Consider the following 16,767-nt stretch of genomic DNA (forward strand, 5'->3'; position numbering starts at 1 on the left):
TTTTCGAATATTCACATTTTGAGAAAAAATACATATCTGAAATGCTTCGCGAAAATGAGATAAAAACGGCTGACCATGAGAAATTGAGTCTGCAATACGGGCAGAATGAATACAGAAAAGCATGCGCATAAAAAGTGAAATATACAAAATGTGAAATTTTAGACTATAAAAAATTAAGCAAAAATGGGAAAATTTGAAATCGGGCCTTGACACCGGGGGGGGGTATGATATTATAGGCACACAAAGGAAAGGACCTTCCTTTGAAACCTGTTTTGGGTCTCTATCTTTTATACACCATAAGGAGGAAAAATTCATTATGAAACTCAAGAAGATTGCTTCTCTGATGCTCGCTGGCGTTATGGCTGTCAGCATGCTGACCGCTTGTGGCAACAACGGCGCTGACGACAAGGGTGAGGGCGAGGGTGAAACCTCTAACGCATCCAGCTACTCTACTGAGCTGCGTGCTGCCATGGTCGGCGATGCTATGCGTAATGTGACTGCAGTTGCTGATGCTAAGCTGGATGCTGCCCTGCAGAGCGCTGTCGATAAGTATTTCACCATTACTGACTTTACAACTATTGGTGGGGCGCTGCAGACTGGCCTTGTGGATCAGCTTGATACTGCAATTGGCAAGGATCTGGTCAAGGCTATGGATGCAAAGACCAACATTGGCAACGATCTGAATAATAAAAATACCAAGACCACGGTTGTTGTCAAGCTGTATGCAGTTGAGGCTAGCACCGGCGATATCTATGCCCTGGAAAAGGTTGCTGATGAGATTGAAGGCAAGATTGCTGCTCTTAAGGATAAGTCTGCTGAAGATGGTGGCAGTAAGTATGACTATGACTATACTATTGCTGCTAGCATTGTGACCAAGCCGGTGACTTCTTCTCTCGTTCAGGGCGTAGAGACTGGCGTCAAGTACATTGCTGTTGCTGTCACCCAGAATGTAACCAAGATTGTCTAATTAAACAATCATTCCTGCTTATAACACCCCCGGCAGCACCATGGCCGTGGGTGATATAAGGGACCTTGAGCAAGAGACCGCTCAGGGCCCGGGTAAATAACCCATCCGATGTGGCGACAAAGGGGAATGTCTAACCAATATTCCTTCTGTTGTTGATCGCACCAAAACAAAAGAACTTTTGCGTCACGAAAGATAGGGTCCCTCTGCGAGGGCCGGCTCTCACGAGCTGGCCCTCGCATTGTTTTTATCAGAGAAACACCGGGTGTAGAGAATGTCTCTTATGTTTCAGTATTTGAGGCGGTGGTGCAGCTGGGAAGAAGGCGTACCCGGTTTTGAAGAGAAAGCTCAGAAAACAGAGCCTTTTTCACTGACAACTGAAAAAGTTAGCTTCAGCTTTCTTTTGGATCAAATTTTCATGAACTTCCTTATAAGAAGTACCATAAATATACCCCTGAACTGGCTTGTGTTCGTCAGTTCGCGCTTTAATATAACGTCCTTCCTAACGGCCATCTTTGTGCTGGTGAATGTTTTCTTCATATTTTGACATTTTTTGTATCCCCCTGAATTTGAAGTGTCATTTATTACATCCATTCTGCAATTGATTACATTACATAGTGATTTTTCATAATTTCACTACAATTCAACGAAATGTAGGCAAATTTTTTTCACGATTGAAAATTTGGATGATAAATAAAATGGTTTTTTCTATTGAACTCAACGATGCTTCATGTTAAAATATAAAAGTACCAAATTCTGTAAAAGAACCTTCATTTTCTAGATGAAGGTCACTGAATCGTCAAAAAATAAGAGCAGACATTCTACGGAAACCTGAAATGAAGATGGGAGAAGTGGATAAAGCTGCGACAAAAAGGATGCCGGATTTTGGATGGCTGAATCGCAGCCTTGTATATTTCGAGTTCTTATTTTGGATGAAAAATGGATTTGGTTTTCAATATGTAAATGCACAAGAAACACAGATCTATTCTGCTGATTCTTTGCAGGTGAAAGGACAGATGCCATAGAATGCTGGTTGATATGCATTGCCATATTTTGCCTGGCATGGATGACGGAAGCCCGGACGTCGATACTTCCTTTGTGATGCTCCGCCAGCAGGCAGAGCAGGGAATTGAGGCGGTTTGTGCCACATCCCACTATTATGTAGATCAAAACTCTATTACGACCTTCTGCGAGCGGAGAGCGGCAGCCCTGGAAAAGCTGCTGGCGGTTCTGCCTGGTGGGCTGCCGCGGATCATCCCGGCAGCAGAGGTGGCTTTCTTCTCTGGAATCAGCGAACGTGCTGGCCTGGAAAGGCTCTGCATCGAAGGGACCAAAACCCTGATGCTGGAAATGCCCTTTACCGAGTGGAATGACTTTCAGGTCGAAGAGGTTTCTGCTTTGGTGCTGGATCGAGGGTTTCATGTGGTTCTGGTGCATCCGGAACGGTTCTGTGCCAGCAAAGGCAATGTCTGGAGACTGCGGGAACTGGAAGATCTTCCGGTGGCTTTGCAGGTGAATGCCAGAACGTTGATGCGCTGGCGTACCCGCAGGCTGGGCCTGAAACTGTTGCAGGAGACCAGATACCCGCTGCTGGGCAGTGACTGCCATAATCTTACGACCCGTCCACCCAATCTGGCGGAAGGCAGGAAGGTGGTAGCCCAGAAGCTGGGAGAGGCGTTTCTTGCCAAAATGGACCAGAGCGCTGCATGGCTGATCCAGTCTGCGGCAGAAAAGGTGGTTCCATGAGTCGATACGGAAGAAGAAAAATCAGCCGGCGAGATCTTTTAAAGGCTGCGGGCGTGGTGGTTCTGGCTGGTGCTGCCCTGGGAGGCGGAGCCTATGCTCTGAGTCGATGGGAGGACAGCAAATACCAGGTAGAGGCTGCTGACAGCTACACGACCAACGACCATCGAACCGAGGCAGAGCTGAAAGAAGTTACCTATCAGGGAAAAACCTACCGCCAGAGGCCCAAGATTGAGAGCTACTTGTTCCTGGGCATCGACGAGATGGGACCGGCAGTGGGTACCCAAAGCTACATTGCCGGAGGCCAGGCCGATGCGCAGATGCTGCTGGTACTGGATGATGAGGCCAAGACCTGGCAGGTCCTGCAGATCAACCGTGACAGCATGGTGGAGGTGCCAGTCATCAGCATGATGGGCACCGTGCCCTATACCATTGTACAGCAGATTGCTCTGGCCCATGCTTATGGCAATGGCCGGGAGCAAAGCTGCGAAAACAATGTTACTGCTGTGTCCATGATGCTGGATGACCAGCCCATCGATGGGTATTTCTCCCTGAATATGGGCGGCGTTGGGATTCTGGTAGACTTGATCGGCGGGGTGACCATTACGGTTACCTCCGACTTCTCGGCTGTAGATCCCACTCTGGTGGAAGGAGAGACCGTCACCCTGAATGGTGAGCAGGCCTTTGAGTACGTTCGTCAGCGTCAGGATGTGGATGACCAGACCAACCTGGCCCGTATGGGCCGCCAGCGGCAGTTCCTGAAAGCATTTGAGGAACAGGTCAAGGATATGGACTCGGACTTTGCGGTGACTGCCTATGAAGAACTGTCTGACTATGTGATTACCAACATTGCCAGCGGCACGGCGGTAGACATCGCAGACCGTCTGAAATCCTATACAGAGCTGCCCTTGCTGACAATTGACGGAGAAAACGTCGTAGAGGATGGTTACTGGGCCTACTATTTGGATGAAGACAGCCTGCAGCAAACAATTCTGCAGTTGTTTTATGAGGAAATTTAAGAGAAGAAAGGAAAATCATGGAAAATCAAGCCATCAATCAACCGGAAGCGCAGATTGCCCAGAGGCAGAATGATGACGATGTAATTGATTTGGTTGAGCTGTTCTATGTCCTGTGGGGACATGCATGGCAGATTATTCTCTGCCTGATCGCAGGTGCAGCCATCGCGTTCGCCTATACGTATTTTCTGGTTACGCCGCTCTACAAGGCTACATCCAGCATTTACATTGTATCAGCTTCCAATAACTCGGTTGTCAACTTGACGGACCTGCAGATTGGCGCGCAGTTGACGGCAGACTATCAGGAGTTGATGCGCAGCCGTCCGCTGCTGGAGGATGTTATTAAAAATCTTGATCTGGACATGAGCACAAGCGCACTTTCCAGCATGATTTCCATTACCAACACGTCGGATACCCGAATTTTAAAGATTACGGTGACCAGCCCGGATCCTCAGGAGTCGGCAGACATCGCCAATGAACTGGTGAATCAGGCTTGTATTTACCTGCCGGATATTATGGAGACAGACGAGCCCAACCTGGTGGAAGAGGCGATCCCGCCTGCCTATAAGGCTAGTCCAAGCTATGCCAAAAATCTGGTTTTAGGTGGTCTTGTCGGCGCCGTTCTCTGCTGTGGTGTTCTGGTTCTTCGATATCTGATGAATGATACCTTTGTGACACCGGATGATGTTTCTCGTTATCTTGGCGTTCAGCCTTTGGCTGTCATTCCTGAGGCAGATTTGGGTGAATTCAATCAGGAGAATAAGAAGGGCAGGCTGTTAAAAAGAAAGGGAGCAAAATGAGAGAACTGGAAATTAAAAAAGTACCTGAGCTTCCTTTTGACGTGACGGAGGCTTTGAATCAGCTTCGAATTAACCTTGGGTTTTGCGGAAAACAGATCAAGACCATTATGGTGACCAGCAGCGTTCCCAATGAAGGGAAAAGCTTCATCACGCTGCAGTTGTGGAAGATGATGGCAGAGGTTGGCGCTCCGGTTTTGCTGCTGGATTGTGATTTTCGCAATTCTGAAATGCGTCGGAAGTACAGTATCAGTAGCACCAACAATGAAAAGTTGATTGGGGCAGCCCACTATCTGGCAGGACAAGCGGAAATCCAAGATGTGATTTATAAGACGAATATACCAAACGGCTATATGATTCCTGTGACTTCTGCCATCGCGAACCCGACAATTCTTCTGGAAAGCCCCAACTTTGCTAAGATGTTGGAATACTGTGAGCAGCATTTCTCTTATATTCTTGTGGATACGCCTCCCCTGGGGAGTGTGGCGGATGCCCTGAACATTACGCGGCACTGTGATGGAAGCGTTCTGGTGGTACGCAGCGGTGACACATCCCGAAAAATTGTGGAGAACTCTGTTCAGATGCTGAAACGAACAGAAACCCCGCTTTTGGGTGTTGTACTCAACCGAGTTGATGTAAACAATCGTTCCAGTGCCTATTACCATCGCTATTACCATTCCAGCTACTACTACAAGAACGGCTATCAATATGGCAGCCATGGTCATGGCTACGGTCGTGGTCATTCCCGCGATAAAAAAGATGACAATGGAGGTAAGTAATATGAAAAAGAAATTGGCAGTTACTTTGACCAGCGTAACTCTGGTTGCAGCTATGGCGGCTGTGATGGGCGGCCAGGCTATGGCTATTGAGTGGCATCCCAGCCGTACCCAGAGTGAAGTAGGCGTTGCAGAGGAGACGACTACTACTTCGACTGGCTCTACGATCACTGTGACTACGCCTACTGGTTCTCAGGTTCAGGATGCAGATTCCCCTGTTATTCAGGTGACACCGGTTTCTGAAACGCTGGCTGCGAACGCGGCTGTGGATGCGGCTAACCCTGGCGCTACCGGCGAACAGCTGGCAGGGACTCCTACCGAGAGTGGCTTGACCTATGCGGCCAACGGGCAGTTGAATAATCTGTACAATCAGGTGACTTCTGCTGAGTCCACGGAACAGTTGTTGACTTCTACTGCACCTGCAGCTGCGGCAGAGTTCCAGGCTTCTGTGGGTGAAAGTGCCAGTGCCTATACGCCGATTGCCCTGTACGATGTGGCAGCTTCTCCCAGTGCAGAGGCTGCGATTTCTGAGAGCGGCAGTGTTCAGGTTGCTATTTCTGTGCCTGGTGTGGCGAATGGTACACAGGTTGTTGCTATTTGCTGGGATCGAAACGGTAATTCCCGCGTGGTACCGGTCCGTGTAGTAAACGGTGTAGTCTACCTGACGGTCTACAGCTCGGGTCCTGTCATGATTATGGCCCGCGTGCAGGCATAAGAGGAAATATAGTTAGAGTGACAGTTTTTGGACTAGGGCGGCCGGTCTGAAGACTATCGGAATAGATGTAAAGGCTGCTTTCTGAACGCAATGAAGCGCGCAAAGAGAGCAGCCTTTATTCTTTTGCGCCTTTTTACAATGATTATTGGACGATTTAGAGAATTTGAGGAGTATCAATGCGATCTATAGAAATTGAAATGCAGAAAGGAATGGAAGTTGAATCCGGGCAGGGATCGGCAGTAGCCAGCGCTGTACCACAGAGAAAAGCGTATTGGTTTGACCGCGATGAAATATTGAGGACAAAGAAATTTTACTGGATGGGACGACGCGCACAAGATATTTTCTTTTCTCTGTTGGCTTTGATTGTACTGGCTGTTCCTATGCTGATTGTAGCCTTGGTGATCTGGATTGACAGTCCGGGTGCCAGTCCGATTTTCTCCCAGGAGCGAGTCGGCCGGGATGGCAGGGTTTTTAAGTTCTATAAGTTCCGTTCCATGGTTCCCAATGCAGAAGCAAAGTTGCATGAAGTTTTGGAACAGAACGAGATGGATGGTCCTGTCTTTAAAATGAAGAATGACCCCCGGATTACCCGGGTGGGCCGGTTTATCCGCAAGACCAGCATTGATGAGCTGCCCCAGCTGATTAACATCCTGAAAGGGGACATGAGCATTGTAGGCCCTCGCCCGGCTCTGCCTCGCGAAGTTGCCGAATATGGCGAATATGAAATGCAGCGGCTGTATGTGACACCGGGACTTACTTGTTACTGGCAGATTCAGCCCAACCGCAACGAACTGACCTTTGATGAGTGGATGGATCTGGATCTCAAGTACATACAGGACCGCAGCTTCTGGCTGGACTGGAAATTGATTATTCTGACAATTGTTGCAGTACTTAAAATGTACGGCGAGTAAGAATCTGATGCAAATTGGCGAACGGTAAATGATAGAGGGAAATATTTTATGAAAACAACATTACTCATTATGGCGGCTGGTATTGGCTCCCGTTTTGGAGGCGGTATCAAGCAGCTGGAACCGGTGGACGCCAACGGCCACATTATTATGGATTACTCCATCCATGATGCCATTGAGGCCGGCTTTAATCATGTGGTTTTTGTGATCCGCAAGGATATTGAAAAAGAGTTTCGGGAGGCCATTGGGGATCGAATCACTGCTGTTTGCTCTGCGCACAGTGTAACCGTGGATTATGCCTTCCAGGACTTGCACGATATTCCGGGTGAGTTCCCTGAGGGGCGGACCAAGCCCTGGGGCACTGGTCAGGCGGTGCTGGCTGCAAAAGATGTAATAAATACTCCATTTATGGTCATCAATGCGGATGATTATTACGGCAAGGAAGGATTCCGGGCCGTTCATGAATATCTGGTGTCTGGTGGAGAAGCCTGCATGGCAGGTTTTGTCCTAAAGAACACCCTGTCGGATAATGGCGGCGTTACACGCGGCATCTGTGCAATGGATACACACAACAACTTGACCAAAGTGGTAGAGACGAAGAATATTGTCAAAACTGAATCTGGTGCCGAAGCAGATGGCGTAGTACTGGATCTGGAGTCTCTGGTATCTATGAATATGTGGGGCCTGACTCCGACTTTCCTAGAAACCTTGGAGAAGGGATTTGTGGAGTTCTTCCAGAAAGAAGTTTCCGCCAATCCTTTGAAGGCCGAGTATCTGATTCCTTCCTTTATTGGAGAGTTGCTTACACAGGGAAAGATGCAGGTGAAGGTCCTTAAGACCGATGACACCTGGTATGGAATGACCTACAAAGAGGATGTGGCAGCTGTTAAAGAAAGTTTTTACCAGATGCTGGCCGCCGGAGTGTACAAAGCCGATTTGTTTTCGGATCTGTGATTCTTTAAAGGCTGTCGCAGTCACATAGTTGGATTTTAAAAGCCCGGAAAGTTACTGCTTTCCGGGCTTTCTTGTGCGAGAAAATACTTGCTAGACAGATGGTTCTGGATTGCAAATTTGTGAATTCGAGAAAAACGGTAAAAAAATGAAAATGTGACATTATAGTGGGTTTTTAAGGGAAATAAATTGGTCGTTTGGTAGATTTTATGAAATATATATCTGTAATAAACTGAAAAACAATATGGATCGCAGTTATTTGGATGATGAACTGAACAAAATAGGGCTACTCGAATTTGAGCATGAAATGAGAGATCTGGCTCTAAAGATTTTTGATTCCAATGCAGAGTGTATTTCGTTGTCAGAAAATGAGCGGATTCGTTTGAAAGAGTTGCTTTTTAGTTGTACATATGGGACAATGAAAGAGAGATGGATACGTCAGGTGTGGCATATGCAGCCAGGAGCAGACAAGGTTTCTGTACCCATTAAGCTGCGATATTTGGCTCGTCGTCTTTTCCCGGATAAAACTTATTTGGAAAACTGGTGCCAGGAATATGAACCTTATATTGCCCAACACCGGTGGCTTATGCCGGTAGCTCCTATTTGGAGAATTGTGAAGAGAGGCGTAGAAAAGAGAAAACAAGTTAAGAAAGAATTCGATACGATAAGAAAAGCATAATATGGTTTTCTGGAAGGTTGAAAGATAGTACTGTCGATCAATTCACTAGAACCTCTTGGGATCCTCCCCATTTCCCCGCATTATATGCACCCGCACAGGTTGCCTTTAAGAACCCCGCAAGCCTTTGGCTGGTTCCGGTATAAGGTTGTATAAAGTTTAAAGCGCGCCCCTCCTGTCTGTAACAAGACGGGAGGGGCGCTTTTTTACATGAGCCCGGGAGCCCGACGAACTCCCACCCCACTACCTGCCTCCTAGGTCCAACCGTGGACGCCGCTTGATAAGGCACAACAGGGCACCTGCCGTCACGCCCCGCCGCCCGCCCGGGCGGATAGGGAATGGCGGAAGGAGGGGTGGTATAATGGACAGATCTGTGCTATGATAGAGCCAAACATCCAAATCGCCCGTACCCAGAACAGATTTGGCAGCGACCTTTTGTGCATCCGTGCAAAAAGAAACAAAAAAGAACAATCGTGAAAAGGAGAGTTTCCATGCTTGTAGGAGAGGCCGTAAAAGTCAAGTTCAGCATCTTTAAAAACCGGTTTGCCTTTGAATGCGGCAGCCATGGCGTCACCCTGGAGAAGATCGGTGGGGGAATCTGTCTGTATGCCACCGACAGCAGCCATGAGGAGATCTACTGCGCCATGCCGCTGGGCCTAGAGCGGGATTTCAAGGACAGCGCCTATTACATCTACGCGCCCAATGATCACCAGATGCTGCTGCGGGTCCACAAGGCAGTGATGCTGGTGGATTTTGAGGGGAAGTGGTGTTCCACCAACGTCAAGGACTTTCGGGTCTATGGCTCCAAGCTGTGGGGTCAGGACTGCCTGACCCCCTGGAAAGACGAGTACACCCGGATCTACAACGCTGCCGAAAAGGCCCGCATCGCCGCCGGAGAGTCCTGACTGGCGTCTTTGTCCAATCCAGCGAGGTAACAAAATGAACAGGATCATGTACGTGGGGGAACATCCCAAAATTTACAATGTCCGCATGCACAAACACGATCACTGGGAAGTGGTTTACTGTACGGCAGGGGAGGGCACCTTCCGGTTTGAGGAACAGCCCTCCATCACCTATTCCGCCGGCGAGACCGTTGTCATCCCGCCCCGAATGGCCCACGCAAACTCCAGCACCGAGGGATTTGCCAACATCCATATCATGCTGGATTCCCCGTCTTTTCCCTTCCAGGACGCTTTCCGGGTGGCGGACGAGGACGGCAGCCTGGCCCATGCCTTTGCCTAGGTCCGTCTGTATCATATGTCCGACCGCAAGCGCCACGAGCTGGTGCTGGCCTCTCTGGGCGAGCTGATCGCCAGCTACATTGTGGTGTTCCGCAGCAATGTGGAGTTTTCCCAGCCGGTGGCTCAGATCCGGGCCAGCATTATGGAGAACTTTGACCGCTCCGACTACCAGCTGGATGAGTTCATCCGGACCCTGCCCTTCCACTACGACTACCTGCGCAAGCTGTTTAAAAAAGAGGTGGGGCTGTCTCCGCTGGAGTACCTGACCGACGTCCGGATGAAAACCGCCGAGCGCCTTTTGACCCTGTGGGCGGCGGGATACACCATCGCAGAAATCGCCGAGATGTGCGGGTTTGACAATGCCCTGTACTTTTCGCGGGTGTTCAAAAAATACTATGGCTGCGCTCCGTCCCAGTTCATGAAAGACAAGGCCGGCGTCTATTCCAATGTGCCGGATCGGACAGAACTGGAAACCTGACCCCGCGCGGGAAAACTGCAGAGAAAACAGAGCGGGACTTTACCGCCTTTTGCGAAAAAACGCCGTACAGCGATCAAAGCTGTATGGCGTTTTTTACAATTTTAAGATTTTCATTTTGTGCGCTTTTACAAACGCAGCTGTGAGAAGGCTGAAATCTGCAGCCAAAATGTCCGTTTCGTGAATGAAATGTGTCGTAAAAGGTATTCAAGTGGAGGACGCGGAACGGTATACTGTAGGTACAGTTGAGCGGCGGCAAACACACCGCCGGGCACAGCCGAAACGGCTGGAGATTGGCGCCCGGCGCCCGGCTTGGAAGCGCCGGACGGCGCCGGCAGATACGCGATTGGATGAAGGAGGATGTCTACTATGGTCAGCATTTTGATTATCGGCCACGGCAACTTTGCCACCGGTGCTTTGAGCGCAACCCGCCTGGTTGCAGGCGCACCGGAAAATGTATATGCGCTGGATTTCCCCGAGGGAATGAGCGCAGAGGAGCTGAAGGAGGCCATGCAGGCCCGTCTGGCCGCCATCGAGACCCCGGAGATCCTGGTGATGGCTGACCTGGCCGGCGGCACCCCCTTCCGCACCGCGGTGGAGCTGAAGATGACCATGCCGGAAAAGCAGATCCGGGTGGTGGCCGGAACCAGCATGCCGGCCCTGATGGAAGCCGCTTTCTCCTCGGACAGCATGGACCTGGCCGAGCTCACCGCCGATGTGATTCAGACCGGCGTGGAAGGCTTTGTGGACTGGGATGCCCAGACCGCAGAGGAGGAAGAGCCGGAGTTTGAGGACGGCCTGTAAGGCGGAGGGACCGAGATGATCAAGACCATTCATGTGGAGCCCATCAAAACCGTGAGAAATACCTCTCCACCCCGCTGCTGACCCGGGTCGAAGTGGAAAAGGCCATGGACTTTGTGGTGGCCCAGACCCGGGCCAACATGGAGTATTTCGGCAGCAAGTTCCCCTGGTCGGCCACCAAAGGCCTGAAATACCCCATCATCGAGAACATCGAGTGGACCGACGGTTTCTGGACCGGCCTGCTGTGGCTGTGCTACGAATACACCGGGGACGAAGCGTTCCGGCAGCGTGCCGAACAGAACATCGACTCCTTCCTCCACCGTGTGGAAAACCGCATCGAGCTGGACCACCACGATCTGGGCTTTTTGTACTCTCCCTCCTGCGTGGCGGGCTACAAGCTGGTGGGCTCCGAAAAGGGCAAGCGGGCCGGCATTCTGGCGGCCGACAAGCTGATGGAGCGCTACAACCAGCGGGACGGCTTCATTCAGGCCTGGGGCGCTGTGGGCGAGCTGGCCTTCATGGGCTACGGCGTCTCCCAGGGAGGCTCCATTCCCCCCAACCACATGGGCCCCGGCATCGTGGGCGCCATCATGGCCATCACCGCAGGCGTCAACGTGGAAACCGCTCTGGCCCTGTCCATCCCCTTCGCGGTGGGCTTCCAGTTCGTGCTGACCGCCACCTATACCTTCGCCACCACCCTGACCGGTGCCGCCACCCGCGCACTGGAGAAGAAGAACTTCCGGATGTTCCGTCTGGCTGCCAACCTGACGGTGTGGGTCTTCTTCATTGTGGGCTGCCTGATCGGCCTGGCTGCTGCCCTCAGCGCCTCCGGCCTGGAAGCCGTCATCAACCTGATCCCCGCCTGGCTGAGCACCGGCCTGACCGTCGCCGGCAAGATGCTGCCCGCCGTCGGCTTCGCCATGATCCTGAACGTCATGGCCAAGAAGGAGCTGATCCCCTTCGTGCTGCTGGGCTACGTCCTGGTTTCCTACCTGGGCCTGGGCACCATGGCTGTGGCCATCACCGCCACCGCTGTGGCTCTGATCGTGTTCTTCAACCAGAATAAGGGCGGCGTGGCTGCTGAAGATGAGGAGGTTGTGTTCGAAGATGGCATCTAATGTCTTGACCAAGAGCGATTACATCAAAACATCGCTGCGCGCATATTTCATCCAGAACGGTTTCAACTACGGCAACTACCAGGGTCTGGGCTACGCCAACATGCTGTATCCCGCCCTGCGCAAGATGTACAAGGACGACGATGACGCCCTGCAGGCCGCACTCCAGGAGAACCTGGATTTCTACAACACCAACATTCACTTTGTTCCCTTCATCACCAGCCTGCACCTGGTGATGCTGGAGAACGGCACCCCCAACAGCGAGATCCGCAACATCAAGATGGCTCTGATGGGCCCCCTGGCCGGCATCGGCGACTCTCTGTCCCAGTTCGTCCTGGCCCCCCTGCTGGGCACCATCGGCGCATCCCTGGCCTACGAAGGCCTGATGATGGGCCCCATCATCTACCTGCTGGGCATGAACATCGTGCTGCTGCTGGTCAAGCTGATGTCCGGCATGCTGGGCTATAACCTGGGCACCAGCATCATCGGCACCCTCACCAGCCAGATCGAGAAGATCTCCCGTGTGGCCAGCATGATCGGCGTCACCGTCATCGCGGGCCTGGCGGTCAGCTTTGTCAAGATCACCACCCCCATCCAGTATGTGGCCTCGGTCCCCGGCGGCGGGGAACAGGTGGTGGCCCTGCAGTCCATGATCGACGCCATCGCACCCAACCTGCTGCCGTGCCTGTTTGTGGGCCTGGTGTTCTACCTCATCAAAGTGAAGAAGTGGACGACCGTCAAGCTGGTCTGCATGACCATCCTGCTGGGAATCCTGCTGTCTGTGCTGCACCTGGTAGCCTGACCTTTCTGTGTGGTCTGCGCTGACAGGCGTCACAGAACTCACCCGTACACGTTCGGGCAGGGATGTTGCGCCACATCCCTGCCTCTTTTTTATCGGAGGATGCACCCATGAACGTCTCCCTCAAACAGCTGCGTTCGACTGCCCGCGTCCTGGCCGCACAGTACGATGTGCAGGCCGTTGCCCGCTATGTGGAGACCCACTGCGGGCAGGAGGCCGCGGCCCTGCGGGCGCAGGCGGATGACCTGCTGGAAAACCGCTTTGTGTTCTGTGACCGGTGGGACATGGAGCCCTGCCGCATCCCTTATACCGTGGCCCCGGGGCAGTGGACCCACAGCCCCAACGGAGACCCGGAGTGGGTCTTTATGCTCAACCGCCACGACTATCTGCCCAAGCTGTGGCAGGCCGCCGTCCTGACCGGAGACGGCCGCTACACCCGCAAGGTGACGGCGTCCATTCTGGACTGGATTGCCAGCAACTCCATCACCCTGGAGGGGACCCCGGCCACCCGCACCATCGACACCGGCATCCGGTGCATGAACTGGTGCAGGCTGCTGCCCTTCCTTCTGGAGGGGGACGCCCTCACCGATGCAGAGGCCGAAACCATCCTGCACAGCCTGGCGGAACAGTTCGCCAACCTGCGCCAGCGGTATCTGGCCCGGTACACCCTCAGCAACTGGGGCGTTCTGCAAACTACGGCCATCTGCGCCGGCTCTGCCTGGCTGTCCGGCGTGCTGCCCGACGGGCTGGAGGCGTGGGCCTGGGAGGAGCTGCGGACCCAGCTGCGGCTGCAAATTCTGGAGGACGGCACCCACTGGGAACAGTCCCCCATGTACCATGTGGAGGTCCTGAACGCCTGCACCAAACTGCTGATCCAGCTGCAGGCGGCCCGGCAGGCGGGCTGCACCCTGTGTCCTGCGGCGCAGGACGCCCTGGCCCGCCCGGAAACCGCCTGCGCAGAACAGCAGGCCGGGCCGGGGGAGGGGCTGGACTTTGCATCCGGCGGCTGGCTGGAACAGGCGGTGCGGGTCATGAGCCGGCACGTCCTGTACACAGCGGACCCGGCCCTGTTCCAGCTGCCCCAGTGCGACAGCGATGTGACCGACGTGCGGGATGTGCTGGCCCGGGCCGCCGCCCTGCTGCCCGACGGCGGGATATTCCGCTGGGCGGCAGGGGAGACCCTGGACATGGACAGCGCCTGGCAGCTGGGCGCCCCGGGCATTGCAGCCTTTGGGGCCCAGCCGGCCCAAAAGCCGGTCCGGTGCAGCTGGAACTGTCCCCGCAGCGGCAATCTGGCGCTGCGGTCGGGCTGGGAGCCGGCGGCCCACTTTACCGCCGTCAAAAACAGCCCTCTGGGCAGCAGCCACGGCCACGCAGACCAGACCCACCTGAACCTCTACTACAAGGGAAAGCCCTTCCTGGTGGACAGCGGCCGCTACACCTACCGGGAGGACGATCCCCTGCGTCTGGAACTCAAGGCCCCGGCGGCCCACAACGTCTGCGTCATCGACGGCCAGTCGGGCGGAACCCCCGACGGCTCCTGGAGCTATGCGGATTACGCCGAGACGGGGCCCAACTACTTCGCTGAGGAGGGCGGGGCCCACTATGTGGAGATGCCCTTCCACGGAACCCTGCGGGACGGCACGCCCTATCAAATCATCCGCCGCCTGATGGTGCTGGATGAAGGGGTCTGGCTGTCGGTGCAGGATGTCATCTGCCGGGGAGAGCACCAGGTCCGGGAATACTTCCACCTGGCCGCCGATGTACAGGCAGAATCCATCCCGGAGGGATGGCTGCTGCACAGCGGCGGGGCGGCCCTGAAATTGCGCTCCACCCACCCCTTCACCGCCCGGACGGGGATTCTGTCCCCCTGCTACAACGAAAAGCAGGATGGGGTGGTGCTGGTGGGGGAGGCCGCCATGCGGGACCGCTGGACCGGCTGCACCCTCTTTGTGGACAAGGACTGGACGGCCGAGCCGGCCCACGTATATCAGGCCGGCAGCACCCGGCCTCTGGACCCCGAAACCGTATCGGCCTGGACGGTTCGGTCCGGCAGTGAAAAGGCCTGGACCCTTCTGGTCTGGAACCGGGAAAATTTCCGCGGGGCCAAGGTGTTTGACTGCCAGGGCCGGCCGGTCTACGGCAAGGCGGTGGTCCTGTGCGGCGAGACCCACAGCCGCCGCACCGTTCGCCTGAAATAAACAAGGGAGAAACTGAGGATGAACAATCGAATTTGTATCGTGGACGCGCAGGGCGCGTGCAAGGCGGAAGCCAGTGGCCGGGAGGAAGCGATTCTGGCCTGGAGCGGCGCCTATGAGCCCGGGGACGTGATCCTGTTTGAAGTGGATCAACCCGGCCATTACATGGTCCGTGTGGACGACTGTCTGGACGAGGCTCTGGTGTATCTGGCACAGAACACCCTGCGCTATTCTGTCCTGTTTGACGAAAAAAAGGACGCCCACAACCCCAAGGCCTTTACTGGCGAACGGCACTATCTGACTCTGCGTCCCGCCCGCAGCTGGGAGCTGGGCTATCGCAACCTTGCCCGCAACCCCGCTGACCAGCACGACGTGGAGGGCTGCTACCCTCACGCCAGAGCCAATGTGGAAACCCGGGGCGAGTCGGTGTTTGCCGCCCGCAACGCCATCGACGGGGTGACGGCGGTGTCCTCCCATGGCCGTTGGCCCTATTCTTCCTGGGGCATCAACCGGCAGGATGACGCCGAGCTGACCCTGGAGTTTGGCCGCCCGGTGGACTTTGACACCATCGTACTGTATACCCGCGCCGACTTCCCCCACGACAACTGGTGGATTCGGGGCACCTTCACCTTCTCGGACGGCACCCAGGAGCAGGTGGAGATGGAAAAGAGCAGCGAGCCCCACCGGTTCGCCATTGCCCGCTCCGGCATTACCTGGCTCAAGCTGGGCAGCCTGATCAAAGCCGACGACCCGTCCCCCTTCCCGGCCCTGACCCAGCTGGAAGTATACGGGCAGGACTCGTCCGCTCCCGCCCGGCCGTAAGGGCTGAGGCTGGCACAAATCCCACGCCGACCCGGCGATTGGATACACATCTGCATCATTTTAAGGAGGTTTTGCACAATGTCTGTTTGCACCCAGAAATCCTTTGACCTGACCGGCAAAGTGGCGCTGATCACCGGCGCATCCTACGGCATCGGCTTCGCCATCGCTACCGCCATGGCCAACTGCGGCGCCACCATCGTGTTCAACGACATCAAGCAGGAGCTGGTGGACAAGGGCCTGGCTTCCTACAAGGAGGCCGGCATCAACGCTCACGGCTACGTCTGCGACGTCACCAACGAGAACGCCGTCAACGAGATGGTGAAGAAGATCACCGAGGAAGTGGGCCACATCAACATTCTGGTGAACAACGCCGGCATCATCAAGCGCATTCCCATGTGCGACATGACCGCTGAGCAGTTCCGCCAGGTCATCGACGTGGACCTGAACGCTCCCTTCATCGTGTCCAAGGCTGTGATCCCTGACATGATCGCCCAGGGCGGCGGCAAGATCATCAACATCTGCTCCATGATGAGCGAGCTGGGCCGCGAGACCGTTTCGGCCTACGCAGCAGCCAAGGGCGGCCTGAAGATGCTGACCAAGAACATTGCCTCCGAGTACGGCGCTTACAACATCCAGTGCAACGGCATCGGACCCGGCTACATCGCCACTCCGCAGACCGCACCTCTGCGTGAGATCCAGCCCGACGGCAGCCGTCATCCCTTCGACCAGTTCATCATCGCCAAGACTCCGGCCGGCCGCTGGGGCGAGGC

At 54.3% G+C, this 16,767-nt stretch carries 19 protein-coding genes; all 19 read left to right on the forward strand.

All coding sequences use genetic code 11. The features are described 5' to 3' along the window. Positions 1-316 precede the first annotated feature (316 nt). Positions 317-967 (forward strand): hypothetical protein, encoded by a 651-nt coding sequence (locus tag B5G28_RS09985; RefSeq protein ID WP_087248350.1) that lies wholly within the window; start codon positions 317-319, stop codon positions 965-967. Between the two features lie 833 nt (positions 968-1,800). Then, positions 1,801-1,989 (forward strand): hypothetical protein, encoded by a 189-nt coding sequence (locus tag B5G28_RS09995; RefSeq protein ID WP_087248354.1) that lies wholly within the window; start codon positions 1,801-1,803, stop codon positions 1,987-1,989. A 1-nt stretch (position 1,990) separates the two neighbouring features. After that, complete coding sequence (locus B5G28_RS10000) at positions 1,991-2,710, forward strand: CpsB/CapC family capsule biosynthesis tyrosine phosphatase (protein ID WP_087248356.1); 720 nt, start codon at positions 1,991-1,993, stop codon at positions 2,708-2,710. Next, a complete protein-coding gene (locus B5G28_RS10005; RefSeq protein ID WP_158099612.1) occupies positions 2,707-3,726 on the forward strand; it encodes an LCP family protein in 1,020 nt (339 codons plus the stop codon). Before B5G28_RS10000 ends, B5G28_RS10005 begins: the two co-directional genes overlap by 4 nt. Positions 3,727-3,743: 17 nt before the next feature. Beyond that, positions 3,744-4,523: a Wzz/FepE/Etk N-terminal domain-containing protein gene (locus tag B5G28_RS10010; RefSeq protein WP_087248360.1), complete on the forward strand. Its 780-nt coding sequence runs from the start codon at positions 3,744-3,746 to the stop codon at positions 4,521-4,523. Then, a complete protein-coding gene (locus B5G28_RS10015; RefSeq protein ID WP_087248362.1) occupies positions 4,520-5,299 on the forward strand; it encodes a CpsD/CapB family tyrosine-protein kinase in 780 nt (259 codons plus the stop codon). The genes B5G28_RS10010 and B5G28_RS10015 overlap by 4 nt, the downstream gene beginning before the upstream one ends. A gap of 1 nt (position 5,300) precedes the next feature. After that, a complete protein-coding gene (locus B5G28_RS10020; protein WP_087248364.1) occupies positions 5,301-6,011 on the forward strand; it encodes a hypothetical protein in 711 nt (236 codons plus the stop codon). Positions 6,012-6,328: 317 nt separating this feature from the next. Next, positions 6,329-6,922 carry a sugar transferase gene (locus B5G28_RS10025; RefSeq protein ID WP_242967575.1) on the forward strand — a complete coding sequence of 198 codons (594 nt, stop codon included), beginning with the start codon at positions 6,329-6,331 and terminating at the stop codon, positions 6,920-6,922. Positions 6,923-6,970: 48 nt separating this feature from the next. Beyond that, a complete protein-coding gene (locus B5G28_RS10030) occupies positions 6,971-7,873 on the forward strand; it encodes a sugar phosphate nucleotidyltransferase (RefSeq protein WP_087248366.1) in 903 nt (300 codons plus the stop codon). A 241-nt stretch (positions 7,874-8,114) separates the two neighbouring features. Further along, positions 8,115-8,549, forward strand: a complete 435-nt coding sequence (locus tag B5G28_RS14490) for a hypothetical protein (RefSeq protein WP_144265517.1) — start codon at positions 8,115-8,117, stop codon at positions 8,547-8,549. Between the two features lie 488 nt (positions 8,550-9,037). After that, positions 9,038-9,451: a hypothetical protein gene (locus B5G28_RS10035; RefSeq protein WP_087248368.1), complete on the forward strand. Its 414-nt coding sequence runs from the start codon at positions 9,038-9,040 to the stop codon at positions 9,449-9,451. Between the two features lie 34 nt (positions 9,452-9,485). Next, entirely contained in the window at positions 9,486-9,788 is a 303-nt protein-coding gene (locus tag B5G28_RS10040) for a cupin domain-containing protein (RefSeq protein ID WP_087248370.1), read from the forward strand. Between the two features lie 15 nt (positions 9,789-9,803). Next, a complete protein-coding gene (locus tag B5G28_RS10045; protein WP_087248372.1) occupies positions 9,804-10,265 on the forward strand; it encodes a helix-turn-helix domain-containing protein in 462 nt (153 codons plus the stop codon). 366 nt (positions 10,266-10,631) lie between these two features. After that, positions 10,632-11,066 carry a hypothetical protein gene (locus B5G28_RS10050; RefSeq protein WP_087248374.1) on the forward strand — a complete coding sequence of 145 codons (435 nt, stop codon included), beginning with the start codon at positions 10,632-10,634 and terminating at the stop codon, positions 11,064-11,066. Between the two features lie 104 nt (positions 11,067-11,170). Beyond that, complete coding sequence (locus B5G28_RS10055) at positions 11,171-12,181, forward strand: PTS sugar transporter subunit IIC (RefSeq protein WP_087248376.1); 1,011 nt, start codon at positions 11,171-11,173, stop codon at positions 12,179-12,181. After that, positions 12,171-12,980 carry a PTS system mannose/fructose/sorbose family transporter subunit IID gene (locus B5G28_RS10060; RefSeq protein ID WP_087248378.1) on the forward strand — a complete coding sequence of 270 codons (810 nt, stop codon included), beginning with the start codon at positions 12,171-12,173 and terminating at the stop codon, positions 12,978-12,980. Before B5G28_RS10055 ends, B5G28_RS10060 begins: the two co-directional genes overlap by 11 nt. Before the next feature lie 107 nt (positions 12,981-13,087). Next, positions 13,088-15,178, forward strand: a complete 2,091-nt coding sequence (locus B5G28_RS10065) for a heparinase II/III family protein (RefSeq protein WP_158099611.1) — start codon at positions 13,088-13,090, stop codon at positions 15,176-15,178. 18 nt (positions 15,179-15,196) lie between these two features. Then, complete coding sequence (locus B5G28_RS10070) at positions 15,197-15,997, forward strand: carbohydrate-binding protein (RefSeq protein WP_087248382.1); 801 nt, start codon at positions 15,197-15,199, stop codon at positions 15,995-15,997. 78 nt (positions 15,998-16,075) lie between these two features. Next, positions 16,076-16,767, forward strand: a 692-nt coding sequence (locus B5G28_RS10075) for a gluconate 5-dehydrogenase (RefSeq protein ID WP_087248384.1), incomplete at its 3' end; no start/stop codon positions are given.

Origin of the sequence: Faecalibacterium sp. An77, from assembly GCF_002161315.1 — a bacterium.
In the GTDB taxonomy this organism is placed as follows: domain Bacteria; phylum Bacillota; class Clostridia; order Oscillospirales; family Ruminococcaceae; genus Faecalibacterium.